Origin of the sequence: Pelagibius sp. 7325, assembly GCF_037652055.1 — a bacterium.
In the GTDB taxonomy this organism is placed as follows: domain Bacteria; phylum Pseudomonadota; class Alphaproteobacteria; order Kiloniellales; family Kiloniellaceae; genus Pelagibius.
In genome coordinates, this window is sequence record NZ_JBBKAH010000001.1 from 131,327 (window position 1) to 157,147 (window position 25,821).

General features: G+C 67.2%; 22 protein-coding genes. 10 read left to right on the forward strand and 12 right to left on the reverse strand.

Annotated elements, in window-relative coordinates; genetic code table 11:
* Positions 1-118: 118 nt before the first annotated feature.
* Entirely contained in the window at positions 119-1,039 is a 921-nt protein-coding gene (locus WDC82_RS00640) for a LysR substrate-binding domain-containing protein (RefSeq protein WP_340115294.1), read from the reverse strand.
* A 122-nt stretch (positions 1,040-1,161) separates the two neighbouring features.
* Between WDC82_RS00640 and WDC82_RS00645 the strand changes: the two genes are divergently transcribed.
* On the forward strand, positions 1,162-1,422 hold the full coding sequence (locus WDC82_RS00645; protein WP_340115295.1) for a DUF1127 domain-containing protein: 261 nt from the start codon (positions 1,162-1,164) through the stop codon (positions 1,420-1,422).
* A gap of 161 nt (positions 1,423-1,583) precedes the next feature.
* On the opposite strand, the gene WDC82_RS00650 is transcribed toward WDC82_RS00645, so the two are convergent.
* The 4 genes from WDC82_RS00650 to WDC82_RS00665 all read right to left on the reverse strand — a co-directional run bounded on the left by WDC82_RS00650 (position 1,584) and on the right by WDC82_RS00665 (position 7,529).
* Complete coding sequence (locus WDC82_RS00650) at positions 1,584-3,266, reverse strand: methyl-accepting chemotaxis protein (protein ID WP_340115296.1); 1,683 nt, start codon at positions 3,264-3,266, stop codon at positions 1,584-1,586.
* A 28-nt stretch (positions 3,267-3,294) separates the two neighbouring features.
* Positions 3,295-3,909 (reverse strand): hypothetical protein, encoded by a 615-nt coding sequence (locus WDC82_RS00655; RefSeq protein ID WP_340115297.1) that lies wholly within the window; start codon positions 3,907-3,909, stop codon positions 3,295-3,297.
* Between the two features lie 239 nt (positions 3,910-4,148).
* The gene (locus WDC82_RS00660; RefSeq protein WP_340115298.1) at positions 4,149-6,656 is read right to left on the reverse strand and encodes a cation:proton antiporter; all 2,508 of its coding nucleotides are present in this window, start codon (positions 6,654-6,656) and stop codon (positions 4,149-4,151) included.
* A gap of 123 nt (positions 6,657-6,779) precedes the next feature.
* Positions 6,780-7,529 carry a GntR family transcriptional regulator gene (locus WDC82_RS00665; RefSeq protein ID WP_340115299.1) on the reverse strand — a complete coding sequence of 250 codons (750 nt, stop codon included), beginning with the start codon at positions 7,527-7,529 and terminating at the stop codon, positions 6,780-6,782.
* A 250-nt stretch (positions 7,530-7,779) separates the two neighbouring features.
* Here WDC82_RS00665 and WDC82_RS00670 point away from each other — a divergent pair, with 250 nt between their 5' ends.
* From WDC82_RS00670 to WDC82_RS00700, 7 genes are all read left to right on the forward strand, one after another.
* The gene (locus WDC82_RS00670) at positions 7,780-8,772 is read left to right on the forward strand and encodes an ABC transporter ATP-binding protein (protein WP_340115300.1); all 993 of its coding nucleotides are present in this window, start codon (positions 7,780-7,782) and stop codon (positions 8,770-8,772) included.
* A 59-nt stretch (positions 8,773-8,831) separates the two neighbouring features.
* Complete coding sequence (locus WDC82_RS00675) at positions 8,832-10,121, forward strand: PotD/PotF family extracellular solute-binding protein (protein WP_340115301.1); 1,290 nt, start codon at positions 8,832-8,834, stop codon at positions 10,119-10,121.
* 68 nt (positions 10,122-10,189) lie between these two features.
* Positions 10,190-11,059: an ABC transporter permease gene (locus WDC82_RS00680; protein ID WP_340115302.1), complete on the forward strand. Its 870-nt coding sequence runs from the start codon at positions 10,190-10,192 to the stop codon at positions 11,057-11,059.
* A gap of 2 nt (positions 11,060-11,061) precedes the next feature.
* Complete coding sequence (locus tag WDC82_RS00685; protein ID WP_340115303.1) at positions 11,062-11,910, forward strand: ABC transporter permease; 849 nt, start codon at positions 11,062-11,064, stop codon at positions 11,908-11,910.
* Positions 11,911-11,919: 9 nt separating this feature from the next.
* Positions 11,920-12,615: an aspartate/glutamate racemase family protein gene (locus WDC82_RS00690; RefSeq protein WP_340115304.1), complete on the forward strand. Its 696-nt coding sequence runs from the start codon at positions 11,920-11,922 to the stop codon at positions 12,613-12,615.
* An 11-nt stretch (positions 12,616-12,626) separates the two neighbouring features.
* Positions 12,627-13,481, forward strand: a complete 855-nt coding sequence (locus WDC82_RS00695; protein ID WP_340115305.1) for a GNAT family N-acetyltransferase — start codon at positions 12,627-12,629, stop codon at positions 13,479-13,481.
* A gap of 225 nt (positions 13,482-13,706) precedes the next feature.
* Positions 13,707-14,108: a VOC family protein gene (locus WDC82_RS00700; RefSeq protein WP_340115306.1), complete on the forward strand. Its 402-nt coding sequence runs from the start codon at positions 13,707-13,709 to the stop codon at positions 14,106-14,108.
* 175 nt (positions 14,109-14,283) lie between these two features.
* On the opposite strand, the gene guaD is transcribed toward WDC82_RS00700, so the two are convergent.
* Together guaD and WDC82_RS00710 are read right to left on the reverse strand one after the other, a co-directional pair.
* Positions 14,284-15,606 (reverse strand): guanine deaminase, encoded by a 1,323-nt coding sequence (gene guaD, locus WDC82_RS00705; RefSeq protein WP_340115307.1) that lies wholly within the window; start codon positions 15,604-15,606, stop codon positions 14,284-14,286.
* Positions 15,607-15,811: 205 nt separating this feature from the next.
* Positions 15,812-17,005, reverse strand: a complete 1,194-nt coding sequence (locus tag WDC82_RS00710) for a urate hydroxylase PuuD (RefSeq protein WP_340115308.1) — start codon at positions 17,003-17,005, stop codon at positions 15,812-15,814.
* A 347-nt stretch (positions 17,006-17,352) separates the two neighbouring features.
* Between WDC82_RS00710 and WDC82_RS00715 the strand changes: the two genes are divergently transcribed.
* Positions 17,353-18,288, forward strand: a complete 936-nt coding sequence (locus tag WDC82_RS00715) for a LysR family transcriptional regulator (RefSeq protein ID WP_340115309.1) — start codon at positions 17,353-17,355, stop codon at positions 18,286-18,288.
* 29 nt (positions 18,289-18,317) lie between these two features.
* Complete coding sequence (locus WDC82_RS00720; RefSeq protein WP_340115310.1) at positions 18,318-18,587, forward strand: type I secretion C-terminal target domain-containing protein; 270 nt, start codon at positions 18,318-18,320, stop codon at positions 18,585-18,587.
* A 65-nt stretch (positions 18,588-18,652) separates the two neighbouring features.
* Here WDC82_RS00720 and WDC82_RS00725 read toward each other — a convergent pair whose 3' ends face one another.
* From WDC82_RS00725 to xdhB, 5 genes are read right to left on the reverse strand one after another with little or no spacing between them, the layout of a single operon-like run.
* Positions 18,653-19,762 carry a BMP family ABC transporter substrate-binding protein gene (locus tag WDC82_RS00725; RefSeq protein WP_340115311.1) on the reverse strand — a complete coding sequence of 370 codons (1,110 nt, stop codon included), beginning with the start codon at positions 19,760-19,762 and terminating at the stop codon, positions 18,653-18,655.
* Between the two features lie 32 nt (positions 19,763-19,794).
* Positions 19,795-20,724: an ABC transporter permease gene (locus WDC82_RS00730; protein ID WP_340115312.1), complete on the reverse strand. Its 930-nt coding sequence runs from the start codon at positions 20,722-20,724 to the stop codon at positions 19,795-19,797.
* A 5-nt stretch (positions 20,725-20,729) separates the two neighbouring features.
* The gene (locus tag WDC82_RS00735) at positions 20,730-21,851 is read right to left on the reverse strand and encodes an ABC transporter permease (RefSeq protein ID WP_340115313.1); all 1,122 of its coding nucleotides are present in this window, start codon (positions 21,849-21,851) and stop codon (positions 20,730-20,732) included.
* On the reverse strand, positions 21,841-23,400 hold the full coding sequence (locus WDC82_RS00740) for an ABC transporter ATP-binding protein (RefSeq protein ID WP_340115314.1): 1,560 nt from the start codon (positions 23,398-23,400) through the stop codon (positions 21,841-21,843). Before WDC82_RS00740 ends, WDC82_RS00735 begins: the two co-directional genes overlap by 11 nt.
* Positions 23,397-25,763, reverse strand: a complete 2,367-nt coding sequence (gene xdhB, locus WDC82_RS00745; RefSeq protein WP_370661518.1) for a xanthine dehydrogenase molybdopterin binding subunit — start codon at positions 25,761-25,763, stop codon at positions 23,397-23,399. Before xdhB ends, WDC82_RS00740 begins: the two co-directional genes overlap by 4 nt.
* Positions 25,764-25,821: the final 58 nt, after the last annotated feature.

Below are 25,821 nucleotides of genomic sequence, written 5' to 3' on the forward strand. Positions count from 1 at the left end.
CGGCGGGCAGTGTAGAACAGGGTGATAGCGCAACCAAGCCCGTGCTGAGGCCCGCGGGCGACAACGTCAGGCGCTCGCGCGTTCGCCCTCCCGACCGGCGTGACCTGCGGACGCGTGGCTAACGCATCCGGCGCGCGCAGTTGGCCGCATCGTCGGCAGCGGCTTCGACGATCCACGACTTGAACGCTTCAACTTTCGGATCCCGCCAGGTCCGGGTCGGACCGCGCAAAGCGAAGTCGCTGTTGCTCGTCTCGCACAGCATGTCCGGGAAGGGCATCACGAGGAGGCCGGATTCGAACTCTTCGCGGGTCAGCACGAGGTCGCCCATGACCACGCCCTTGCCCATGACGGCCGCTTTCACGGCCATGTCGAGGTTAGGCAGCACGACGCCGGATCGAGGATCGACCCCCTGGACGCCGAAGGTCGTCAGCCACGTCGTCCAGTCGAGGTGGCCCGGTGATTCGTGCAGCAGCGTGACATGGGCCAGATCCGCCGGCTGCTTCAGCGGCGCCGATCCGTTCAGCAGCGCCGGCGCACAGGCCGGCACGATCACCATCGGAAACAGCGACAGGACCTCGATGCCGCCGGGCTGGTTGCCTTCGACCACGCAACCGAAGCCGAGATCGAACTCTCCGCTGACGAAGTCTTCCCAGCCGTAGAGGGCCGTGGTGAGGCGGACATTGATCTCGGGGTAGGAGGCGCGGAAGTCGTCGAGCCTGGGAATCAGCCAGCGGATGGAGAGCGTCGGCGGGCAGATGATGCGCAGATCCTTGCCGCCGGACGCAATCTCGCGGGCGCCCCGCCCGATGGTCTCAAAGGCGCCTGTCAGGATCGGCAGGAACCGGCGCCCGGCCTCGGTCAGTTCGATGCCCTGCGGCAGCCGCCGGAACAGGGCGACGCCGAGATGCTCCTCCAGCAGCTTCACATGGCGGCTGACGGCACCTCGCGTGACGCAGAGCTCACCCGCCGCCCCGGTGAAGCCACCATGGCGGGCCGCAGCCTCGAAGGCACGCAGGGCGTTCAGCGGCGGCAGGCGCATAGAAAGGTCCGTAGGATCATTTTTCCTGATCCTAACAGACACAAAGCCTGATTTGTAAGCCGCAAAATGTCGGGCTAGATAAGGGGCCTCCTGTTTCTCCAGCGTCACGCCAGGAGGCCGCTATGGCCATCGCCCAAACACCTGTCGATCCGCGCCAGGCAGCGCCGGCCGATCCGCACCGGGCAGCGCCGGCTTCTCCGCCGTCAGGCGGCCTTCGCGGGCTGGCGGGCCTCAAGGCGGCCTGGGCCACGTGGCGGAAACGGCGAGCCTACAGAAGGGACCTGAAGCGCCTGCTCCAGGCCGGGCCGCACCTCATCTCGGACATCGGTCTGGCCCGGGAGGCCGCCCACCGGGAGGTGGGCAAGGCCTTCTGGGAAGACTAGAGCGGATCGCGATCAGACGGAACCGCTGCGTGGTTTCGTTCGATTGCGTGAATCCGCCATACATCAAGAGCATAGAGCAGATCATGGTCGGTGGATCGCCGCAGGCGATTCCATCCGACCATGATCTGCTCTGGGGCCGGCGAGGACGCCGTCGCCGTCCGCTACGCCGCCTTGATGCCAGTGATGAACTTCTGCACCACGTCACGCATGCGCTCGGCGTGCTTGGAGAGCTCCTCCGAGGCGGTCAGCACGTCACGCGAGGCGGCACCCGTCTCGCTGGCACCGCCCTTCACCTGGGCGATGTTGCTGGTGACGTCGCTGGTGCCGCGCGAGGCCTCGGCCACGTTGCGGGCGATCTCGCGGGTCGCCGCCGCCTGCTCCTCGACCGCCGCGGCGATCGCCGTGGTGATCTCGTCGATCTGCTGGATCACCCCGGAGATCTGGCCGATGGCGTCGACGGCGTTCTGCGATTCGCCGCGCATGCTGGAGATCTGGGCCGAGATCTCCTCGGTCGCCTTGGCGGTCTGGGTGGCGAGCGACTTCACTTCGCCCGCCACAACCGCAAAGCCCTTGCCCATCTCGCCGGCGCGCGCCGCCTCGATGGTGGCATTGAGGGCCAGCAGGTTGGTCTGCTCCGCGATGTCCTGGATCAGCTTCACCACGTCACCGATCTGGTCGGACTGCTCGCGCAGCCCGTTGACCACCTGGGTGGTCTGGCTGGCCGAGGCCACCGCAGACTGGGCGACGTCGGTCGCACGCGAAACCTGGCTGGCGATCTCGCCCAGGGAGGCATTGATCTCCTCGGTCGCCGAGGCCACGGTCTCCACGTTGGAGGACGCCTCCTCCGCCGCCGCGGCGACGGTGGTGCTCATCTCCTCGGTGCGCTGAGCGATCTGCGACATCGAGGTGGCGACGCTCTTCAGCTCGGTCGAGCCTTCGGCGACGCTGGCGACCATCTCCGAGGACTCACGGTCGAACTCGGCCGTCATCTCCTCGATGCGCTTGGCACGCTTGGCCTTGTCCTCGTTTTCCTTGGCCGCGCGCGCTTCCATCTGACGGTTCTCGATGAGGCGCTGACGGAAGAACTCGACGGACTTGGCCATCATGCCGATCTCGTCGCCCCGGTCCTGGTTCGCCGTGACGTCGTCATAGTGACCTTCGGCGAGGCGGCCCATGAAGCTCGACATGCCGTTGATCGGCGTGGCGATGGCGCGCGACAGCACGAGCCAGGCAGCGCCGGCGAAGACCATCGCAACGGCCGTGCCGATGAGCAGAGTGACCAGGGTGATGTTGAAGGCCGCGTCCACCGCGGCAACGTTGGTGGTGGTCAGCTGGTTGGCCAGGCCGACCAGTTCCGTCAGGTTGGTCCCGGCGTCGTTCAGCAGGCGCTCGCCGTAACCATTGGCCTCAAGCACGCGCGCCTCGTCAACGGTCAGCGGGTTGCGCATGAGGTCGATCTGGCGGGTGACGATCTCGCTCTGCCACTTCGCGATGCCCTCGCCCGCCGTCGTCAACAGCTGCTTGGCCTTGTCGACCGTCAGGCGCGAAGCCAGCGAGTCGAAGAAGCGCTGATACTCCGTCTTGGCGTTCTCATACTGCGTAATGTAGTCGCGGTTGCCGCTGAGCAGGAGGCCGCGCACGAAGGCCTGCTGCTTGGCAACCTCCTGGCGCATGGCTTCCAAGTCGTCGGTGATGGCGTTGATGCGCGTGGTGTCGGCGACGCGGTCGCGTGCCTGGCCCAGTTCGTAAAAGGTCACGCCCGACAGGCAGGCGATGATGAAGACCAAGGTGGCGAAAGCCGCGACCAGCTTGATGGAGATACGGGTGTTGTTGATGATGTTCATGTTTCCAAGCTCCAGACGCAGCGTGCCGTCAGACCTTGCCGGCGGCGTAGCGGCGGCGCAGTTCGGTGACGTTGACGTCCACCGTGATGGCACCGACCACCTTGCCGTCCTGGGCAATGGCCATGTTCAGCTGGGCGATTTCGGCACCGGTGTCCTCGTTGATCTCGATCTCGTCGATGAAGACCGCGTCGGGAGCCACCTGGTATGTCTTCTGCCATTTGGCTTCGTCGCCCTGCCAGAAATCGGAGGTGATGGCGCTCTGGCCGGCGTTCAATCCGCTGCCGTCCATCACGAAGATCGCCGTGAAGAGGCCCTGGGAGTCCGCCTGGATCCGCGTCAGATAGCTGGAGAGCGGTGACGACAGCACCGCGGTGATCAGCGGCTGATCGGCGACTTCGCGCTCGGCCTTCCACTGCCCGTCGAGGGCGTCGATGGCCGCCTGATCGAGATTGGCGTAGCGCTCGTTGCTCGCCTCGAGCGACAGCAGGACGACCGGCGACGACGACCACTGGCGGACCTGCTCCACCAGATTTTCGCGGATCAGCCATTCGTCGGCCGTCGCCGTATGGGTCCAGAGGGCCGCGGCAAAAGCGGCCGCCAGGGCGGCAAGACCGCGTCGGAAAAAGGCACTTCGCGAGGACATCGTCTATTCCCCTAGTCAGCATGGACGAGAAGGTCGGAGCCCACGTTGTAGACATAAGTTCTTAATTTACTCATAAACCTAATCGAATTCTCGATAGTCGAGAATTATAGGGATGTCCCATCCCATTGTTTTTCCTGCTAATTGCACTTGCGGCCCTAAATACATCTTTAGCATGTAGATTGGTCCGGCGTTCCGACCGGCCGGCCTACCGCTTGGACGAGCCCGCGCCGGGCCCGGCTCTAGCTTTGGCTCGCGTCACCTATGGCGCGCTGGTTCATCGCCCGACGGTCGCGGGCGACCTCGGCCAGCTTGGAGCGCCACTGCGGCAGGAAGCCGCCGATCTCCTCGAAGGCGGCGCGCGGCAGGAAGAGGAGATGTGAATAACTGATCGAGCGCACCGAGGCGCTGCGGCGGCTCTGGTCGAGCAGCGCCATTTCGCCGAAGAAGTCGCCGCGGCCAAGCCGGAGATGTTCCTGGCCGACCACGATCTCGACCGCGCCGCTGGCGATGAAGTACATGCCGTCGGCGCGTTCGCCCTGGCGGAACACGTAGGCGTCGGCGGCGAAGACCCGTTCCTGCAGGCGCTTGGCGACGCGCCCCAGTTCCTCCTCGCCCAGAGTGCCGAATACGGGAAACCCGCGCAGCAGTTCGGGTGTGGTGGCGCGCATGTCGACGGCCGCCATGGGCCGCTGGCTGGCATGCACGCTCTCCGCCTCGGCGCGCAGATGCCGGGCGAGGTCCTCGCTGATGATCCCGGCCTGGCGCATCTGCTGCACCTGCTCGACTTCCTCCAGGTAGGCGTAGCGCTCCAGCACCGAATGATCGAGGTTGCGGGCGAACTTCGGATACTGCAGGCGCAGCGCATCGAGGTGGCGCTCGACCTCGGTGAGGCGCTGGCGCAGGATGTCGCCGAGCAGTTCGGCCAGGCGGTCGCCGAGCAACCCGGCCAGCCGGAACTCCAGGAAGACGGTGAGCTCCAGCAGGATGATGCGAGTGACCAGCAGGGACTGGAAGCGCCGCCCCAGATAGGTAGCGAGCGGCCGGCTGATGTGCAGCTTGGAATGCAGCAGGCCGATGAAGCGGAACCACCAGGTCTGGCGGTGCGGGCGGCGCGCGGCGCGCAGGTAGCCCAGGCGCCCGTCCTCGCGCACGCCGTCGATCATCGCCTCCACCGACAACAGGTAGCGGTCGATCAGCGGGCTCGGCAGGCCGCCGCTCCAGCGCTGGTCGAGCATCAGCGACCTCTCCTGGTTGGCCAGCGCGATGAGTCCGACGGTGAGTCGCTCGCGGTCGCTCAGCACCTCGGCGAAGGAGTTATCCTCGCCGACCTTCAACAGGCGCTCGCTGTAGGGACGCACGGCGGAATCGACCAGATCGTCATCCAGCTCATAGCGGCCCGCGAAGGAGCGCAGGTTCGAGCGGACGCTGGACAGCGCCTGGGTCAGCACCTGGCTGCGGAAGGCCCGGTCAATGGGCGAGAGCTGGTCCAGCCCCAGCCAGCGCATCAGCGGGCTCAGCGTGGTGCCCTGCACCAGCAGGGTGAAGAGGGCAAAGCCGGTCGCCTGGATGGCGATGAAACGCTGGACCTCCGGCTCGACCAGCGCGTTCTCGGTCACCGCCAGGGCCAGCGCCAGGGTGACGGAGCCGCGCAGGCCGCCCCAGATGATGACGGTCTTCATCGGCGTCGATACCTTCTGAACCACCCGCGCGGCCGAGAGCAGCGGGAAGACGCCGAAGAGGATCAGAGCGCGCGCGACCAGGGCGGCCGCCACGGCGACCAGCAGGTAGAGCACGTCGGCGAGGGTGAAATTCTCCAGCAGCCGCGGTACCAGGATCGCCGCCAGCACGAAGACCAGGCTTGTCGCCCAATAGGCCAGCTGTTCCAGTGTGTCGAGGCAGAAGCGGAAGGCCTCCGGCTGGAAGCGCGAGCGGCCAACCGCGCTGAGCACCAGGCCGGCAGTGACCACCGCGACCACACCGGAGAGGTCGAGGTATTTGTTGCAGAGCACGTAGACGACGTAGGGCAGCGCCACGGTGATGGTGATCTGGGCGCCCCGGTAGGCGCGCAGGAAGGACAGCAGCGACGCGGTCGCCCGCCCCCCGACAAAGCCAACCAGGACGCCGCCGGCGAGGCGCCAGACGAGTTCCTCCGAGACCAGCCAGAAGTCGAGATCGCGGCCGGTGATGATAACGCCGAGGAAGGCGCTGAAGGCGGCGATGGCGGTGGCGTCGTTCAGCAGGCTCTCGCCCTCGACCAGCCGGGTCACGCGAGCCGGAGCGCCGAGATCGCGGAACATGGCGATCACCGCGCTGGGATCGGTGGTGGCGACGATGGCGCCGAACAGCAGGCAGACCACCAGCGGCATGGGGGCGACCAGGTAGACGGCACCGCCGATGACCACCAGGGCGACCAGGACCGCCAGTACCGCCAATAGCACCACCGCCACGATATCCTGGGCCAGGCGCCGCACGTCGATGGTGATGGCGCCCTGGAACAGCAGCATCGGCAGCAGGATGGTGAGGAAGGTGGCCGACGACACCGGGATGTCGATCACCAGTTCCGCGACCTCGTTGAACTCGTCGGTGAGGGTGGTGCGCAGCAGCCAGAGTGCGGCCAGGCCGATCAGCACGCCGACGACCGCCAGCACCACCGTGAACGGCAGGCCGGTGCGCCGCGCCAAGGGCTGCACGCTGGCAACCACCATCAGCAGCACGGCGGTGGTCAGGACGATGTCAGCGATGATCATAGGCGGGCGTCTAGTACCAGGAACCGGCGGCGGGTGGCCGCGCCAGCATCGGCGGTCTCCACAAAAAGGCAACTTATAACAGTATAACCTGCCTCGCCCAGACTGTGCGAAGACTCACGCGGCCTAGCCCCTGAAGACGTCCGCCAGGGTCAGTTCGTGGTGCGTTTGCTCCCTGAGGTCGAGGCCGGAGTGGAGATCCACGATGTGGCTTTTCATGATCTCCTCCGCCGCCTGGCCGTCGTGCGCCTTCATGGCCGCCAGCAGGGCATGATGGGAGTGGCTCTCGCAGGCGGTGTCCGGGCGCTTCCAGTAGAGCGCGATGATCAGCGACGAGCGCGAGATCAGCTGCCGGATGATTCCCCCCAAGACCTGCTGATCGGCGATCTCGGCCACCGCGATGTGGAACTGGCCCGACAGCATGAGGGATTTTCCCATCTCGCCGGCGGCCAGGGCGACGTGCTCGGCGTCGATATGCGCCTTCAGATTTTCCAGGTGAGCGTCGGTCATCGCGATGGCGGCCATGCGGGCGACGCGCGGCTCGATGAGGGCGCGCGCCTCGAAGACCTCGTGCGCCTCGCGGATGGTCGGGCGGGAGACGAAGGCGCCGCGGTTGCGCTCGATGGTGACCAGGCCGGAATGGGCGAGCGCATGCAGGGCCGCGCGGACCACTGTGCGGCTGGCGCCGAAGATCTCTCCCACCTCGTCCTCGGAGAGCTTCATGCCGGGCCGCAGGCGGTGTTCCAGGATGGCCTTTTGCAGCTCCAGGCAGATGGCGAGCGCGCGTCCGGGCGGCAAAGAGAAGCCCCCATCCGAGACCCTGTCCACGCCCGCCCCTTCATCCAGGCCGCTGCCGGCCGCCACTGCCGAGGTCATGGCCACCCTTTCCTCAAGAACTCCATTGCCCCCGGTCAGCGATAGCCCAAGCCCGCGCGGCAGGCAAACGGAAATCGTATACAATTTTTAGGCAATTCGTATTTCATCTGCCCAATTCGCGGGCAGCACAATTTCGCGGCCCAAACGGCGGAATCTTTCTCGACTGAAAATCAACGACTTAGCTTGCAGGGCGTTTTGGCACGCCTGTTGCTGATGCAGGGGTTTAGGGAAACCGGGACGGGCCGCGCCGATGACCACCGAGAGCGAACTGGAACTCGTGTCGCTGACCAAGCGCTACGGCGAGACTCTCGCCGTCGACGCCATCGACCACAAGTTTCCCGCCGGCAGCTATTCCTGCCTGCTCGGCCCCTCGGGTTGTGGCAAGTCGTCGACCCTCAGGATGATCGCCGGCCACGAGGTGGTGAGTTCGGGCGACATCGTGCTGGGCCGGGCCAACATCACCGACCTGCCGCCGGCCAAGCGCGGCACCGCGATGATGTTCCAGAGCTACGCCCTGTTCCCCCACCTCTCCTCGGCGGAGAACGTCGCCTTCAGCCTGAAGATGCGGGGGCAGCCCAAGGCCGCGCGCCTGAAGAGGGCGATGGAACTGCTGGAGCTCGTCGACATGACGCAATACGCCGGACGCCTGCCGGGCCAGCTTTCCGGCGGCCAGCAGCAGCGTGTGGCGCTGGCCCGCGCGCTCATCACCAGCCCGGCCATCCTGCTGCTCGATGAACCGCTTTCCGCGCTCGACCCCTTCCTGCGCCTGCGCATGCGGCTGGAACTGAAGCGGCTGCAGCGCGAACTGGGCATCTCCTTCATCCACGTGACGCACTCTCAGGACGAGGCGCTGGCCCTGGCCGACGGCATCATCGTCATGAACGGCGGCAGGATCGAGCAGGCCGGCACGCCGCAGCAGGTGTTCGACGCGCCGGAGACGGAGTTCGTCGCGCGCTTCATCGGCGGCCACAACGTCATGAAGCGGGACGGCGGCGCCATCGCCGTGCGCGCCGACCGCATCGCGGTCACGCGCCAGGGTGCCCCGGGCGCCGCTCAACTGGAAGCCGTCGTGCGCGACGTCGAGTACCTCGGCACCACGGTGAATCTGGCACTGAGCGCAGGCGGCGCCGGCGACATCACCGCGACCCTGGCCGACAGCATCTTCTTCAAGGCCCCCATCGAAATCGGCGAAACCGTGTTCCTGAGCTGGAGCCCCGCCGATGCCCATCCGCTTGCGGCCTGACCGCAGGCGACCCCGAGAAAACCTCGCCAACCCCTAAGGGAAAACAGGGAGCAGAAATTATGAGAACAGGGAAGAGCAAGACATTCAGCCGCCGCACGGTCCTGAAGGGCGCCGCCGCCACCGGCGGCCTCGCGCTGGGATCGGGCGCCGTCAGCGGGTTTCCGACCATCTGGGCGCAGAACATCAAGGACGTGACGCTGCGCCAATTCGGCACCGGCGTTTCCAACCTCAACGAGGTGGCCGAGAAGGTGAAAGAAGACCTCGGCTTCACCCTGGAGATGACCGCCCTCGATTCCGACAGCGTCACCCAGCGCGCGGCGACCCAGCCGAAATCCTTCGACATTGCCGACATCGAGTACTGGATCTGCAAGAAGGTCTGGCCCGCCGGCAACCTGCAGGCCATGGACGTTTCCAAGATCAAGAACTACGACAAGATCGTCGGCATCTTCAAGAGCGGCAAGCTGACCCCTGAGTCGGACATCGCCCAGGGCACCGCGCCGCACACCGTCGGCTTCGTCGACGGCCCGGACGGCACCAGCTTCGCCAAGGAAGAAACCGGCTGGATGACCCTCATCCCGACGATCTACAACGCCGACACCCTGGGCATCCGCCCGGATCTCATCGGCCGGCCGATCGAGAGCTGGACCGAACTGCTGAACCCCGAGTTCAAGGGCAAGGCCTCGATCCTCGATATCTCTTCCATCGGCATCATGGACGCGGCGATGGTCTGCGAGGCGATGGGCGAGATCAAATACGGCGACAAGGGCAACATGACCCGCGAGGAGATCGACAAGACCATGGCGATCTTCACCGAGGCCAAGAAAGCCGGGCAGTTCCGCGCTTTCTGGAAATCCTTCGACGAGAGCGTGAACCTCATGGCCTCGGGCGAAGTGGTGATCCAGTCCATGTGGTCGCCGGCGATCACCGCCGTGCGCTCCAAGGGCATCCCTTGCGTCTACCAGCCGCTGAAGGAAGGCTACCGCTCGTGGGGCGGCGGCATCGGCCTGTCCAAGAACCTCTCGGGCCTGGAACTGGAAGCCGCCTACGAATACATCAACTGGTACCTCTCCGGCTGGGTCGGCGGCTTCCTGATGCGCCAGGGCTACTACTCCGCGGTGCCGGAGACCTCCAAGGACTTCATGACCGCCGACGAGTGGGGCTTCTGGTTCGAGGGCAAGCCCGCCGAGGGCGAGATCAAGAACCCGCAGGGCCAGGTGATGGAGAAGGCCGGCGCCGTGCGCGACGGCGGCTCCTTCTACGACCGCATGGGCGCGGTCGCCTGCTGGAACGCGGTCATGGACGAGAACCAGCACATGGTCCGCAAGTGGAACGAGTTCATCGCGGCCTGATGCGAGAGGAGGAGCGCCCGTCCGGTGCCATAACACCGGGCGGGCGGTCCGCCACAGGTAACCCCCGCATGACCCTGAAAGGCCTCATCAGCGCCAGCGAGCGCACGAGCTGGCTGCTGCTCAGCCCGCTGGTGCTGATTCTTGCCTTCTTCCTGGTGCTGCCGATCCTCACCATCGCGGTCGTCAGCTTCTGGAACTACAACGAGTTCACCTTCTATCCCGACTTCGTCTTCGACAACTATTTCTACCTGCTGACCTCCCAGGTCACCTTGGCGACCTACCTGAAGACCCTGAAGTTCATGGTGCTGACCTGGATCTTCTGCACCGCCATCGGCTTCACGGTCGCCTACTTCCTGGCCTTCCACGTGCGCTCGCTGGGCGCGCAGATCGCGCTGTTCCTGCTCTGCACCATCCCGTTCTGGACTTCCAACATCATCCGCATGATTTCCTGGATCCCCTTCCTGGGACGCAACGGTCTCGCCAACTCCGCGCTGATCTCGCTGGGCATCATCGACGAGCCGCTGGAATGGCTGCTGTTCTCCGACTTCGCGGTGGTGCTGGCCTTCGTCCATCTCTACGTCCTCTTCATGGTGGTGCCGGTGTTCAACACCATGATGCGCATCGACAAGTCGCTGATCGAAGCCGCGCGCGATGCCGGCGCCAACGGCCTGCAGATCCTCACCAACGTCGTGATCCCCTTGAGCAAGCCGGGCATCATGATCGGCTCAATCTTCATCGTGACCCTGGTGATGGGCGACTTCATCACCGTGCGCTTCATGTCCGGCGGCCAGAGCGCCTCGGTCGGCCGCGTCATCTCCAACGAGATCGCCTTGCTGCAATACCCCGCCGCCGCGGCCAGCGCCGTGGTGCTGCTGGCGACCGTGCTGCTGATGATCGCCGTCATGATGCGCTTCGTCGATATCCGCAAAGAGCTGTGACCATGCGGACCAAAGAACCCCGCCCCCGCTCCTTCTACGCCCTGGCGGCCTTCTTCGCGCTCTTCGTGGTCTTCCTCTACGGGCCGATCATCACCATCGCCATCCTGTCGTTCCAGGGCCCGCAGGGCGGGCTTACCTTCCCGATGAACGGCGTCTCGCTGCACTGGTTCTTCGACCTCTTCGAGAAGCAAGCCGTGGGCGACATCTGGGGCGCCTTCCGCCGCTCGCTGGCCCTCGGCCTCATGGTCATGCTCGTGACCGTGGTGCTCTCGGTGATGGGCGGGCTCGCCTTCCGGCGGCGCTTCCTCGGCGCCGGCGCACTGTTCTACCTGATCATCGCCAGCCTGATCATTCCCTCGATCCTGATCTCGCTGGGCGTAGGCCTGATCTTCAACATCCTGGATTGGGAAGTACACTGGACGACCTCGGGCTTCGGCGCCCAACTCACCTGGACGCTGCCCTTCGGCCTGCTGATCATGTTTGCGGTCTTCAACCGCTTCAACAAGGCCTACGAGGAAGCCGCGCGCGACCTCGGCGCCACACCCTGGCAGACCGTGCGCTTCGTGGTGCTGCCGATCATCGGCCCCAGCCTCATTGGTGTCGCGCTCTTCGGCTTCACGCTCTCCTACGACGAGTTCGCCCGCACCCTCCTGACCGCGGGCTCCTACAACACCTTGCCGCTGGAGATCTTCGGCATGACCACCAACGTGACATCGCCGGTGCTCTATGCCCTGGGCACGATGACGACGGTGTTCTCTTTCGCCATCATCGCCGGCTTCATCGCGCTCGCGGTGGTCCTGCGCCGGCGCCGCGCAAAGCAGGGCTCGGACGCCGGCAGGGGGATGGTGTAGAACCTCTCCATGCACATCCTGGTCATCAATCCCAACAGCACCGCGAGCATGACCGCGGCGATCGGCGCGGCGGCGCGCCGTGCCGCCGCGCCGGGCACCACCGTCACGGCGGTCAACCCCGCCGGCGGCCCGCCGGCCATCCAGGGGCCGGAGGACGGTGCCGCCGCGCTGCCCGGCCTCTTCGCGCTTTTCGACGCCGCCATGGCGCAGGGCAACTACGATGCCGTGGTCATCGCCTGCTTCGACGACACCGGCCTGATGACCCTGAAGGAGCATTCGCCGGTGCCGGTGCTGGGCATCGGCGAGGCCGCTTTCACGGCGGCGATGCTGGTGGCCGAGCGCTTTTCCGTGGTCACCACGCTCGCCGTCTCGCTGCCAGTCATCGAGAACAACCTTGCCGCCTACGGCTGGACCGGACGCTGTGCCCGGGTGCGCGCTTCCGGTGTGCCGGTGCTTGATCTGGAGGCTGCAGCCGTTAGTGTGGTGGAGACCATCGCCGCCGAGATCGCCCGCGCCCTGGATGAGGACGGCTGCGGCGCGGTGGTGCTGGGCTGTGCGGGCATGGCGGAGTTGGCGGAGCAGATGACGCAGCGTTTCGGAATCCCGGTGATCGACGGCGTGGCGGCGGCCGTCACCTTCTGCGAGGCGCTGCACCGGGCCGGCATCGGCAACAGCCGCCGGGCACCCGCCCCCGCGCTCCCTTGAAGGCTACGGCCGTGAGCGGTCTCGACATTCGCACCGCCAGTGCCGCCGATTTCGCGGTGGCGGTGGACTGGGCGGCCGCCGAGGGCTGGAATCCCGGTCTCGACGATCTCGCCGTGTTCCACGGCACCGATCCCGGCGGTTTTTTCATGGGCTGGATCGGCGACCGGCCGGTCTCCTCCATCTCCGTTGTGCGCTACGGCGGCTCCTACGGCTTTCTCGGCTTCTACATTGTCGATCCGGATTTCCGCGGCAGCGGCGCCGGCTGGGCGACCTGGCAGCACGGCATGGCGTACCTGGAGGGCCGCAGCGTCGGCCTGGACGGCGTGGTGGCGCAGCAGGAGAACTACAGGAAGAGCGGCTTCGTACTGGCCGGGCGCAATGTCCGCTACAGCGGCATGCCGCAGACCGACGCCGAAAAAACGGCGGCGGAAGTGCGGGCGGTGACGGCGGAGGACCTGCCGGCGCTCCTCGCCTACGACCGTGCCTTCTTCGCCGCGCCGCGCGATGCCTTTACGTCGCCCTGGGTGCTGCCGCCGGCCGGCGGGCGGCGCAGGGCGCTGATGGCGGTGAAGGACGGCGAGATCGCCGGCTACGGCGTCATCCGCGCCTGCCGCAGCGGCTGCAAGGTCGGCCCCCTTTTTGCCGAGGATGCCGGCACGGCCGCCGCGCTCTTCGCCGCGCTCTGCGCGACGGCCCCGGGTGAGGAGATCGCGCTCGACACGCCGCAGGACAACAGCGCGGCGGTGGCGCTGGCCGAGCGGGCCGGACTCGCGCCGGTCTTCGAGACCGCGCGGATGTACCGCGGCGCCTCACCGGACCTGCCCGTCGCGCGCACCTTCGGGATCACGACCTTCGAGCTGGGGTGAATTCCCCCTCACCCAGCTTCGTCTAAGCTCGCTGTCGCTCGCTAAGACTTCTCAACCCTCTCCCACGAAGGGGAGAGGGTAACAAATACAGCCCCTCTCCCCCGGTGGGAGAGGGTTGCGGAGCCTTAGTGAGGTCGAAGACCGAACTTAGGCGAAGCTGGGTGAGGGGGACTGCCGCCCTTATTGACGCTATTATCGCAGCGGCCACCACAGGGACCAGCGACCATGCTCGACCACATCTCGATCACCGTTTCCGACGTCGAACGCGCGGCGCCCTTCTGGGATGCGGTCATGGCGGCGCTGAGGGTGCCCGGCGTGGTGCGCAACGCGCATCAGCTCGGCTACGGCCAGCGCAATCGGCCGGACGACGACAGCCACAGCTACATCTCGATATTCGAGAGCCGCGGGCCGGCGCTGGCGCCCGACAACCGGCACTGGTGCTTCCGCGCGCCGAGCCGGGAGGCGGTCGACGCGTTCCATGCGGCGGGACTTGCCAACGGCGGAACCTGCGACGGCCCGCCGGGCCTGCGCGCCGACTACCATCCCGGATACTACGCCGCTTTCCTGCTCGATCCCGACGGCAACCGCGTCGAAGCGGTCTATCACCGGCTGCCGAGAGAAGGCTAGCAGGCAGCTGAAAACGTCCTGAGGGCCTGATTGACCTCGTGCTTCGAGACGCACGCTCTCGCGTGCTCCTCAGCATGAGGTCAATCATTTCATACTCCGCCCTCATCCTGAGGAGGCGCGTCAGCGCCGTCTCGAAGGATGGACCACAGGCCGGGCGCCCATTTTCAGCAGCCTGCTAGCCGTGCGCAGCCACTTTTTCTCCGGCGATGTAGGTGGCGCGCACGGCGCGGTCGTCGCCCAGGGTCATCAGCAGGAAGAGCTCCTCCGCCAAAGTCTCGATGCGCGCGGCCCGGTGGGCCATGGCCGGGGTGGCACGCGCGTCGAGCACCACGATGTCGGCCTCCCTGCCCGGCTCCAGGCTGCCGATGCGGTCATCGAGGCCGAGGGCGCGGGCGTTGCCGAGGGTCAGCCAGTAGAAGCCCATCAGCGCCGGCAGGTTCTGGTCCTGCAGCTGCAGCACCTTGTAGCCCTCGCCCAGGGTCCGCAGCATGGAATAGCTGGTGCCGCCGCCGACGTCGGTGGCGATGGCGGCGCGCAGCGGGTGGGCCGGGTCGTGCGCCTCGGCCAGGTCGAAGAGCCCGGAGCCGATGAAGAGGTTGGAGGTCGGGCAGAACACCGCGACTGAACCGCTGTCGCTCAGCAGCCTGCGTTCACCGCTGCTGAGATGGATGCAATGGCCGAAGAGAGAGCGCGGGCCGAGCAGGCCGAAGCGCTCGTAGACCTGGGTATAGCTCTCCGCCCAGGGGAAGAGTTCGTGCACCGTCTCGATCTCGCGGCGGTTCTCGCTCAGGTGGGTCTGCAGGTAACAATCGGGATGTTCCTTCAGCAGCGCGCCGGCTGCCTCGAGCTGAGCCTCGGTCGAGGTGATGGCGAAGCGCGGCGTCACCGCGTAGAGCTGCCGCCCAGTGCCGTGCCACTTCGCGATCAGCGCCTTGGAGTCGTCGTAGCCGCTCTGCGCGGTATCGGTGAGCGCGTCCGGCGCGTTGCGGTCCATCAGCACCTTGCCGGCAATCATCCGCGTGTTGCGGCGCTGCGATTCCTGGAAGAAGGCTTCCGCCGCCTGGGCATGCACCGTGCCGTACACGGCGGCCGTGGTGGTTCCGTTGCGCGCCAGCTCGTCGAGGAAGAAGGCGGCGACCTCGGCGGCGTGTTCCGGGTCGGCGAAGCGCTGCTCCTCGACCAGCGCATAACGCTCCAGCCAGTCCATCAGCTGCGCGCCGTAAGAGGCGATCACCTGGGTCTGCGGGAAGTGGATATGAGCGTCGATGAACCCCGGCAGGATGAGGTCGCCGGGATAGCCCTCGACGAGAACCTGGGACGTGAGACGCGGCAGCAGGTCGCGCGCGTCGCCGACGTCAAGGATTTTTCCGCCGCCGATGAGGACGAGGCCGTCCTCGAGGTAGCGGCAGGCCTTGTCGCCCTCCGTCGCCGGATCGCCGATGAAGGTGAGGACGCGCCCGCGCAGCGCCCGTGTCGGGGCGGTCATCGGGGCGGTCATCGGCGCGGTTCCGCCATTGCCGAAACCAGCGCTGTCGTCCCGGCACTTGTTGCCGGGACCCATTGCCCTCGACGATCAACCGACGCAAGCGTGTCAGGGCATCGCCCCGTAGCGACGCCAATGGGTCCCGGGGTCAAGCCCCGGGACGACAGCGAAATGAATGTGCGCGTTCTACGCAGTGTCGTGTCTCCTTGCATCCCCCAGCCTACCAAGCCGGGGCGCCGGCGGCGAGCCAGGCGGCGAGAACGCGGCGCTCCTCTTCCTCGATGAAGGTGATGTTGCCGGGCGGCATGGCATGGGTCACGACCGCCTGCATCCGGATGGCGCGGGCATGAGCGCGGATCTGTGCCGGCGTTTCCAGGACCACGCCCTTGGGCGGCACGGTGATCCCTTCCCACAGCGGCTCGGCGGCGTGGCACATGGAGCAGCGCGAGAGCACGACGTTCTCGACCGCCGCGAAATCGACCTCGCCCGCCGCCGCCGCTTCAACCTCGGTCGCCGGCTGTGCCGAGAGCCAGACGATGGCGGCGAGACCCAGAGCGGCCGCGCCCCAGGTCCAGAGAGGTCCCTTGCCGGTCTTGTGCTTCACGTTGAAGAAGTGGCGGATGACGGCGCCGATCACCAGCACCACCGCAAGGATGAGCCAGTTCCAGCGGCTGGCGAAGGCCAGCGGATAATGGTTGGCGATCATCGTGAAGATGACCGGCAGGGTCAGGTAGTTGTTGTGCAGCGAACGCTGCTTGGCCTGCTGGCCCAGCTTCGGCTCCGGCGTGCGCCCGGCGATGAGATCCGCCACCACCTTCTTCTGGTTGGGAATGATGAGCAGGAAGACGTTGGCGACCATCATGGTGCCGATGAGGGCGCCCATCTGCATGATCATGCCGCGCCCGCTGAACACCAGGGTAAAGAGCCAGGCGAGCGCCACCAGGAAGACGAAACCGACAAGCGCCAGCGCCGTGTCGCTGCGCCCCAGCGGCGAGCGGCAGAGGAGATCGTAGACGAGCCAGCCCAGCGCCAGGCCGCCGATGCTGACCGCGACCGCCATGGCCGGCGAGAGCTCCATCACGCCGGCGTCGATCATGAAGAGCTCGGCCTGGAGATAGTACACCAGCACCAGCAGCCCCATGCCGGAGAGCCAGGTGGTATAGGCCTCCCACTTGAACCAGGTGAGCTCGTCAGGCATGCGCGCCGGCGCGACCAGGTACTTGACCATGTTGTAGAAGCCGCCGCCGTGCACCTGCCAGGCCTCGCCGCCCGCGCCCTCGGGCAGGCCGGCGCGCTGCTTCAGGCTGAGGTCGAGAGCGATGAAGTAGAAGGAACTGCCGATCCAGGCGATGCCGGCGATGACGTGCAGCCAGCGCACCGCCATTTCGGCCCACTCCCATAGTATCCCGGTCATGCGCTGATCCCCTTCCCCGGTTCCGTGCCGGATTGCCCTCGTCCTTCGAGACGGCGCTGACGCGCCTCCTCAGGATGAGGTCAATCTCTCGTATCGCGCCTCACCCTGAGGAGGGCCGAAGGCCCGTCTCGAAGGGCGAGGCCGGCACATGGCAGCCGCTCACCCCCGGCTTAAACACTTCGCCCGCCTATGAAATCCCAGCCGGCGCCCGGTCATGCTAGCGCGGGCGCGGGCGGCGGGAAACGGCATCCCCGGGCTATGACTTTCAAACAAAGCCGAATAAACTGGCGGCAACAATCAAGCCCGGAAAACCGGGCAGGGATACAGGGGAACGGCGGCAGGAGATCATGTCCCTTCTGGAGAACATGCGCGTCTTCGTGCGCGTGGTGGAGCAGGACTCCATGTCGGCGGCCGGGCGGCAGCTGCGCCTCTCGCCGGCGGTGGTGAGCCACCGCATCCAGGCGTTGGAGAGCCATCTCGGGGTGCGCCTCTTGAACCGCACCACGAGACGAGTCCAGCCGACCGAGCAGGGCGTCGCCTTCTACCAAGCCTGCCAGGAGGTGCTGGCCGCCGTCGAGCGCGCCGAGACGGTGGTGGCCGGCGCCGGCGGCGCGCCGCAGGGCTCGCTGAGGGTGACGGCGCCGCTGGGCTTCACCCGCCGCATCCTGGCGCCGCTGATCCCCGAGTTCCAGGCGCTGCATCCCAAGGTGACGCTGCAGCTGCGCTGTTCCGAGCACCTGCTCGACCTGCTGACAGAGTCCGTCGACGTCGCCGTGCGCATGGCGATCCTGCCGGACTCCTCCCTGGTCAGCCGCAAGATCGCCGACTGCGAGCGCCTGCTCTGCGCCGCGCCGGCGTACCTCAGCGAGCGCGGCACCCCGCGGACGCCCGACGACCTCTTCGACCACAACTGCCTGCTCTTGCGCTTTCCCGGCTCGCAGCAGTTCCGCTGGATCCTGCAGACGCCCGACGGCCCGCAGACCTTCTCCGTGCAGGGCGGCTTCGACGCCGACGACGGCGACATCCTGACCGGCTGGGCGCTGGCCGGCCGCGGCATCGTGCTGAAGCCGCTGTGGGAGGTGGCCGACGACCTCAAGGACGGCCGCCTGGTCCCGGTGCTGCCGGACTTCCCGCCGGAGCCCGTCGCCCTCAGCGTGCTCTACCCGCACCGCCGCCTGCTGCCCGCGCGGGTGAAGGCTTTTTCCGATTTTGCGGTGGTGAGATTTGCGGAGGAGATTGAGAAGCAGGTGGCGGGGAAGACGCCGGCGACATTGAGGCGCTAACAGAAATCCGGTCTCCGCGCGTCCGATCCTTGCGTCACAATTGCTTCATCTCCCGGGCCCACCGTTGGCCCATTTGGTTACTGGCCGGCGACGATTCCCTGCGCGGCGGTGCCGGCAACGACACACTGCACGGCGAGGACGGCGGCGATACCACCGTCACCATCGATGCCGACGGCGCCGGCGGCAGCGGCGCCACGGCGAGCATCACGTTGGCGGGTACGGACCTGTCCTCCCTCGGCACCAGCGACTCCGAGATCATCGACACCATGCTGGCGCAGGGAAACCTCGACGCCGTGTGAACGCAGAAACGGCGGAACCTTGTGGCCCCGCCGTTTCGCGTTTTCGGCTGCGTGGAGCGTGCGGCTTACGCCGACACGCCCTCGACGTACCAGTCCATGCCGAGGAGGTCCTGGTCGGGGATGGTCTGGCCGGCGGGGACCATCTCCATGCCCTTCTGGTCGCTGATCGGGCCGGTGAAGGGGTGCAGGTCGCCGGCGATGATGGCCTTGCGCACGCTCTCGGCCGCCTCAACGACTTCCGCCGGAAGCTTCGGATTGTACGGCGCCATCTCGACCATGCCCTGCTTGAAGCCGTCCCAGGTGGCGGCGGTGCTCCAGGTGCCGTCGATCACCGCCTGGGTGCGCTGGATGTAGTACGGCCCCCAGACATCGAGGATCGACGTCGCGTGCCAGTCGGGCGCGAAGTTGGTCATGTCGGAGGCCTGGCCGAAGCACCACACGCCGCGGCTGGCGGCGGTCTGCACCGGCGCCGGGCTGTCGGTGTGCTGGGTGATGACGTCGCAGCCCTGGTCGATCAGCGCCTTGGTCGCATCGGCTTCCTTGCCCGGGTCGTACCAGGAGTTCACCCAGACCACCTTGATCTCGGCGTCGGGGCGCACCTTGCGGGCGGCCAGGATGAAGGCGTTGATGCCGCGCACCACCTCCGGGATCGGGAAGGAGGCGATGTAGCCGAACTTGCCGGTCTTGGTCAGGTGGCCGGCCATGGTGCCGATGACGGCGCGGCCCTCGTAGAAGCGCGCGCTGTAGATCGAGACGTTGTCGGCGGTCTGAATGCCCGTCGCGTGCTCGAACTTAACGTCGGGGAACTGCCTGGCCACCTTGATCGTCGGGTCCATGTAGCCGAAGGAGGTGGTGAAGATCAGGTTGTGGCCGGAGGAGGCGAACTGGCGGATGACGCGTTCGGCGTCCGGCCCGTCGTCGGGAACGCTCTCCACGTAGCTGGTCTTCACGGCATCGCCGAAGTGTTCCTCGATCGCCTTGCGGCCGAGGTCGTGGCCGTGGGTCCAGCCGAAGTCGCCGATCGGGCCGACGTAGACGAAGCCGACCTTCAGCGGATCGGCGGCGAGCGCAGATCCGGCGCCCAGGGGGCCGCCCAGCGCTCCACCCAGCGAGAGGGCGCCCGCCGCCGCGGTGCTGCCCGCCAGGAAACGGCGGCGCGACAGGTCCTTGAACATGAGAAGCCTCCTTTATGTGTGCGAATGCGTTGCTACGTTGATGGCCTAAACGGCTTGCCAAGGCAAGCGGGCGCGTTGAGCCGCCCTTTCCAGGGCCCCGCCGCGATGATCGTCAGTACGAGAATGGTTGCCAGGTAGGGCAGCATCGACATGACCTGGGAGGGAATGCCGATGCCGCCGGCGCCTTGCGTGTAGAGCTGGGCGATGGTGACGCCGCCGAAAAGATAGGCGCCGGCGAGCAGCCGCCAGGGCCGCCAGGAGGCGAAGACCACCAGGGCCAGCGCGATCCAGCCGCGCCCCGCCGTCATGCCCTCGGTCCACAGCGGCGTGTAGGAGAGCGAGAGGAAGGCGCCGCCGAGGCCCGCCATGGCGCCGCCGAAGAGCACCGCCCGGTAGCGCACGGCGATGACGTCGTAGCCGATGGAGTGGGCCGAGACGTCGGACTCGCCGACCGCGCGCAGGATCATGCCCGGCCGCGAGGCCTTCAGGAACCAGGCGACGGCGGCGACGGCAACAATGGAGAGATAGACCAGAACGTCGTGGCCGAAGAGCAGCGGCCCGACCAGCGGCAGGTCGCTAACGCCGGGAATGGCGAGCTTGGGCAGCGGCGCCACCGGGATGCCGACGAAGCCGGCACCGATCAGCGACGACAAGCCGAGGCCGAAGATGGTGAGCGCGAGGCCCGTCGCCACCTGGTTAGCGGCCAGCGTCAGCGTGAGGACGCCGAAGATGAAGGCCATGGCCATGCCGGCGGCGACGCCGGCAAGAAGGCCGAGGCCGGAATAGCCGGTGGTCACTGTGACGGCGAAGGCGCAGACGGCGCCGAGGATCATCATGCCCTCGACACCGAGATTGAGGACTCCGGACTTCTCCACCACCAGTTCGCCCAGCGCCGCAAAGAGCAGCGGCGTGGCGGCGCTGATGACGGTGAGCAGGACCGAGGCCATGATATCGGGGCTCATGCTCTCTACTCCGCCGCTGTGGGTTGAGCCGCGGCAGCCGCCGGCCTGCGCCAGCGCAGGCGGTAGCGCACCAGGAAGTCGGACGCCAGCAGGAAGAACAGCAGCAGCCCCTGGAACACGCCCGTCACCGCCTGCGGCAGGCCGACCTCCACCTGCGCGGCCTCGCCACCGATATAGGAAAGCGCCATGAGGAGACCCGAAAGGATGATACCGAGGGGATGCAGGCGCCCCAGGAAGGCGACGATGATGGCGGTGAAGCCATAGCCCGGCGAGATCGTGGGGACGAGCCGGCCGATGGGGCCGGCCACCTCGAAGAGCCCGGCAAGGCCGGCGAGGCCGCCACTCAGCAGCAGGCAGAACCACACGATCTTCGGTGCGGAGAATCCGGCGTAGCGCGCGGCGTGGGGCGCCTGGCCCAGCACGCGCACCTGGAAGCCGATGATGGTGTAGGAGAGCATCACCCAGCCCGCGACGGCGACCGCCAGGGCGACCAGCGCGCCGAGATGCAGCCGCGTGCCGGACATCAGGATCGGCAGCAAGGCTTCGTCGCCGAACGTGCGCGACCGCGGAAAGTTGAAGCCCATCGGATCCTTCAAGGGCCCATAGACCAGCGTCGAGAGGAACAGCGTCGCCACGTAGGTGAGCATCAGCGAGGTGAGAATCTCGTTCACCCCGAAACGGGTCTTCAGGAAGGCCGGAACGGCCGCGTAGGCGGCGCCACCGGCAATGCCGGCGAGGCCCATCAGCGGCAGGGTGAAAGCGCTCTCCTCGCCCCAAAAGGCCAGCGCAACACAGCCCCCGGCGACGGCGCCCATGGTGAGTTGCCCCTCGGCGCCGATGTTCCACACGTTGGCGCGAAAGCCCACCGCCAGGCCGACTCCGATGAGGATGAGCGGCGCGGCCTTCACGAAGAGCTCGCTCCAGCCGTAGAAGCTGAGCAGCGGCGAGACGAAGAAGTGATAGAGCGCCAGGAAGGGATCGTAGCCCATGGCGAGGAAGATGAAGAAGCCGGTGACCACGGTGAGCGCGACGGCCAGCAGCGGCGTCGAATAGAGCAGGCCGCGGGTGATCTCGCGGCGCGGCTCGATCTTCAGCCAAGGGGCCTTGGCGGTCGCGTCAGGCGACATGCGCGGCCTCCTCTGCGGCGCGGGCCGCGACCTCTTCCGGCGCGAGGCCGTGGACGCCGCCCATCAGCAGGCCGATCTCCTCCACCGAAGCCTCGCGGGTCACCATAGCGCTGGAAAGCACGCCGACGTTGATGACGGCGAGACGGTCGGTGATCGCCAGCAGCTCGTCCAGATCCTGCGACACCACCACTACGGCGACGCCCGCGGCGGCGAGGTCCACGAGGGCCTGGCGGATGGTGGCGGCGGCGCCGGCATCGACGCCCCAGGTCGGCTGCGAGACCACGAGGACCGTCGGCTTCTGCAGGATCTCGCGCCCGACGATGAACTTCTGCAGATTGCCGCCGGACAGGCTGCCCGCCGCCGCGGCGACACCCGGCGTGCGCACGTCGAAGGCCTGCACGATCTCCGCGGCGAAGCGCGCGGCGGCACCGGCGCGGATGAAGATCGAGGAGAGCAGGCCCATGCGGTGGTGGGCACTGAGGATCGTGTTCTCAACAAGCGTCATGCCGGGCACCGCACCGTGGCCGTTACGCTCCTCCGGCACCGCACAGAGACCCCGTTTCCGGCGACGGCCCGCGTCCTGCCGGCCGACGCCGTCGCCGTCGAGGCGCACGGCGGAGGGGTGGTCGGCCAGGCGCTCGCCAGCGAGCGCCTGCAGCAGTTCGTTCTGGCCGTTGCCGGCGACCCCCGCGATGCCGAAGATCTCGCCCGCGTGGACGGCAAAGGAGACGTTCTTCAGGTCGGTGCCGTGAACCTCTTCGGAAGCGAGCGACAGGCCCTCGACCTCCAGGCGCGGCTTGCCCGGTTCACCCCTGCGACGGCGGGTCACCGTCTTCAACTCGGCGCCGATCATCATTTGGGCCATGGACTTGGCGGTCTCCGCCTTGGGGTCGCAGGCCGCCACCACCTTGCCGCCGCGCAGGATGGTGGCACGGTCGCAGAGCGTCTTGATCTCCTCCAGCTTGTGGGAGATGTAGAGGATCGACACGCCTTCTGACGCAAGCTGGCGCAGAGTCTCGAACAGGCGCTCGACCTCCTGCGGCGTCAGCACCGAGGTCGGCTCGTCCATGATGAGCAGCTTGGGGTTCTGCAGCAGGCAGCGCACGATCTCGATGCGCTGGCGCTCCCCCACGGACAAGGTATAGACGTCGCGCTCCGGGTCGAGCGGCAAGCCATAGGCCTGCGAGACCGCGCGCACGCGCTCTGCCAGGGCGCGCCTGTCCTCGGACCTGTCCATGCCGAGGGCGACGTTCTCCAGCACCGTCATCGCCTCGAAGAGCGAGAAGTGCTGGAACACCATGCCGATGCCCAGCGCACGGGCGGCGTGGGGATCGGCGATGCTCACCTCCTCGCCGTTCCAGAAAAGTCTGCCCTCGTCCGGGTGCAGCACGCCGTAGATCATCTTCACCAGCGTCGACTTGCCGGCACCGTTCTCACCCAACAGGGCGTGGATTTCGCCGGGCGCGACGGCGAAGTCCACCCGGTCGTTGGCGAGCACGCCGGGGAAGCGCTTGCTGACGCTCTTGACCTCAAGGCGCGCGGCCGTCATGCCCGCCTGCCCTCCAGCGCGGCGGCTTCTTCGCGCAGACGCTCGATGGTCATGAGGATGCGCTCGGGCGTCGCCGGCGCGTCGAGGCGCGGGCAGAGCCGATGGTCGGCCACCGACGCGACGGCGTCGGAGAGCGCGTGCAGCACCGAGATCGCCAGCATCAGCGGCGGCTCGCCCACCGCCTTGGAGCGGAAGATGGTTTCCTCGCGGTTCGGGCTGTCCTCGACCAGCGCGACGTTGAAAATGCGCGGGCGGTCGCCGCAGGCGGGGATCTTGTACGTCGAGGGCGCATGGGTGCGCAGGCGGCCCTTGTCGTCCCACCACAGCTCCTCGGTGGTGAGCCAGCCGGCGCCCTGCACGAAGCCGCCCTCGATCTGGCCGATGTCGAGCGCGGGATTCAGCGATGCACCGACGTCGTGCAGGATGTCAGTGCGCAGGATGCGGTACTCGCCGGTCAGCGTGTCGACGATGACCTCCGTCGCCGCGGCGCCGTAGGAGTAGTAGTAGAAGGGCCGCCCCCTGCCCGCCTTGCGGTCCCAGTGGATCTTCGGCGTCTTGTAGAAACCGGTCGAGGACAGCGAGACGCGGCCCATATAGGCGGCCTCGATGAGTTCGGGGAACAGGATCTCCTGATTGCCGACGCGCACCCGGCCCGGCAGGAACTCAATCTGCTCCTTCGGCACCTCCCAGTGTTCCGCCGCGAAGTCGACAAGGCGTGCCTTGATGGCGGTGCAGGCGGCCAGCGCCGCCATGCCGTTGATGTCCGAGCCGGAGGATGCAGCGGTGGCGGAAGTGTTGGGCACCTTGCCGGTGGAGGTGGCGGTGATCTTCACCTTGTCGATGTCGACCTGGAACGCCTCGGCCACCACCTGGGCCACCTTGGTGTAGAGCCCCTGTCCCATCTCGGTGCCGCCGTGGTTCAGGTGCACCGAGCCGTCGCGGTAGATGTGCACCAGCGCGCCGGCCTGATTGTAGGCCGTCAGCGTGAACGAGATGCCGAACTTCACCGGCGTCAGCGCGATGCCGCGCTTCAGGACGGGAGATGTCTTGTTGAACGCCCGGATCTCGCCGCGGCGCTGCTGATAGTCGCAGTCCTTCTCCAGCTTCTCGATGACCTGCGGCGCGATGTTGTCCTCGACCTGCTGGTGGTAGGGCGTGATGTCGCGGCCGGGGCCGTAGAGGTTGGCCTTGCGGATGTCTAGCGGATCCTTGCCGAGTGCGTAGGCGATCTCCTCGATGATCCGCTCGCCGCCGATCATGCCCTGCGGCCCGCCGAAGCCGCGGAATGCCGTGTGCGAGCAGGTGTTGGTCTTCAGCGGCAGCGAGGCGAGGCGCACGTCCGGAAAGTAGTAGCAGTTGTCGGCGTGAAACAGCGTGCGGTCGGTGACCGGCCCGGAGAGATCCGCCGACCAGCCGCAGCGCGCCGCATAGGTCATGTCGACGGCACGGATGCGCCCGTCGTCGTCGAAGCCGACATCGTAGTCGATGAGAAAGTCGTGGCGCTTGCCGGTGATCACCATGTCGTCGTCGCGGTCCGGGCGGATCTTTGCGGCGCGCCCGGTCTTCTTGGCGACCAGTGCCGCCACGACCGCAAAGAGGTTGCCTTGAGTCTCCTTGCCGCCGAAGGCGCCGCCCATGCGGCGCACCTGGGTGGTCACAGCGTTGGCCGGCACGCCCAGCGCCCCGGCGACCATGGTCTGGATCTCCGTCGGATGCTGGGTCGAGCAGATCACCGTGACCTCGTCGTCCTCGCCGGGGATGGCGAGCGCGATCTGGCTTTCCAGGTAGAAGTGCTCCTGCCCGCCGAGAGCCATCTGTCCGCTGAGGCGGCGCGGCGCCTTCGCAAGCGCCGCCTCTACGTCGCCGCGCTTCAGGGTCATCGGCTCGGTCACCAGCGCGCCGGAGGCCTTGGCGTCTTCGTAGCTCAGCACCGCCGGCAGCGGGTCGTAGTCGATCTCGGCCAGGCGGGCGGCGCGACGCGCGGCATCACGGGTCCTGGCCGCCACCACGAAGATCGGCTGGCCGGCATAGTGCACCGTACCCTCCGCCAGGATCGGCTCGTCGTGGCGGTGGGTCGGGGAGATGTCGTTCACGCCGGGAACGTCGGCGGCGGTCAGCACCAGCTCAACGCCCTCGGCGGCCGCCACGGCCTCCAGGTTCACCCGGTGCAGACGGGCATGCGCCGCCGTGGAGAGGCCGAGGCAGAGGTGCAGCAGGCCCTGCGGCTCCGGCAGGTCGTCGACATAGGCGGCGGCGCCGGCCACGTGCTTGTGGCCGCTGTCGTGCCGCTGGGGGGTATGCACCCCGCCCCTGATACGCCCGGCTTTCGCCGTCTCAGCCGTCTCAGCCGTCTGCCCGCTCACGCTCGAGCCCCCTGTTCGTGCCGGCTGTTGCGCCGGTCGTTCGTCTTCTTCTTTTCCG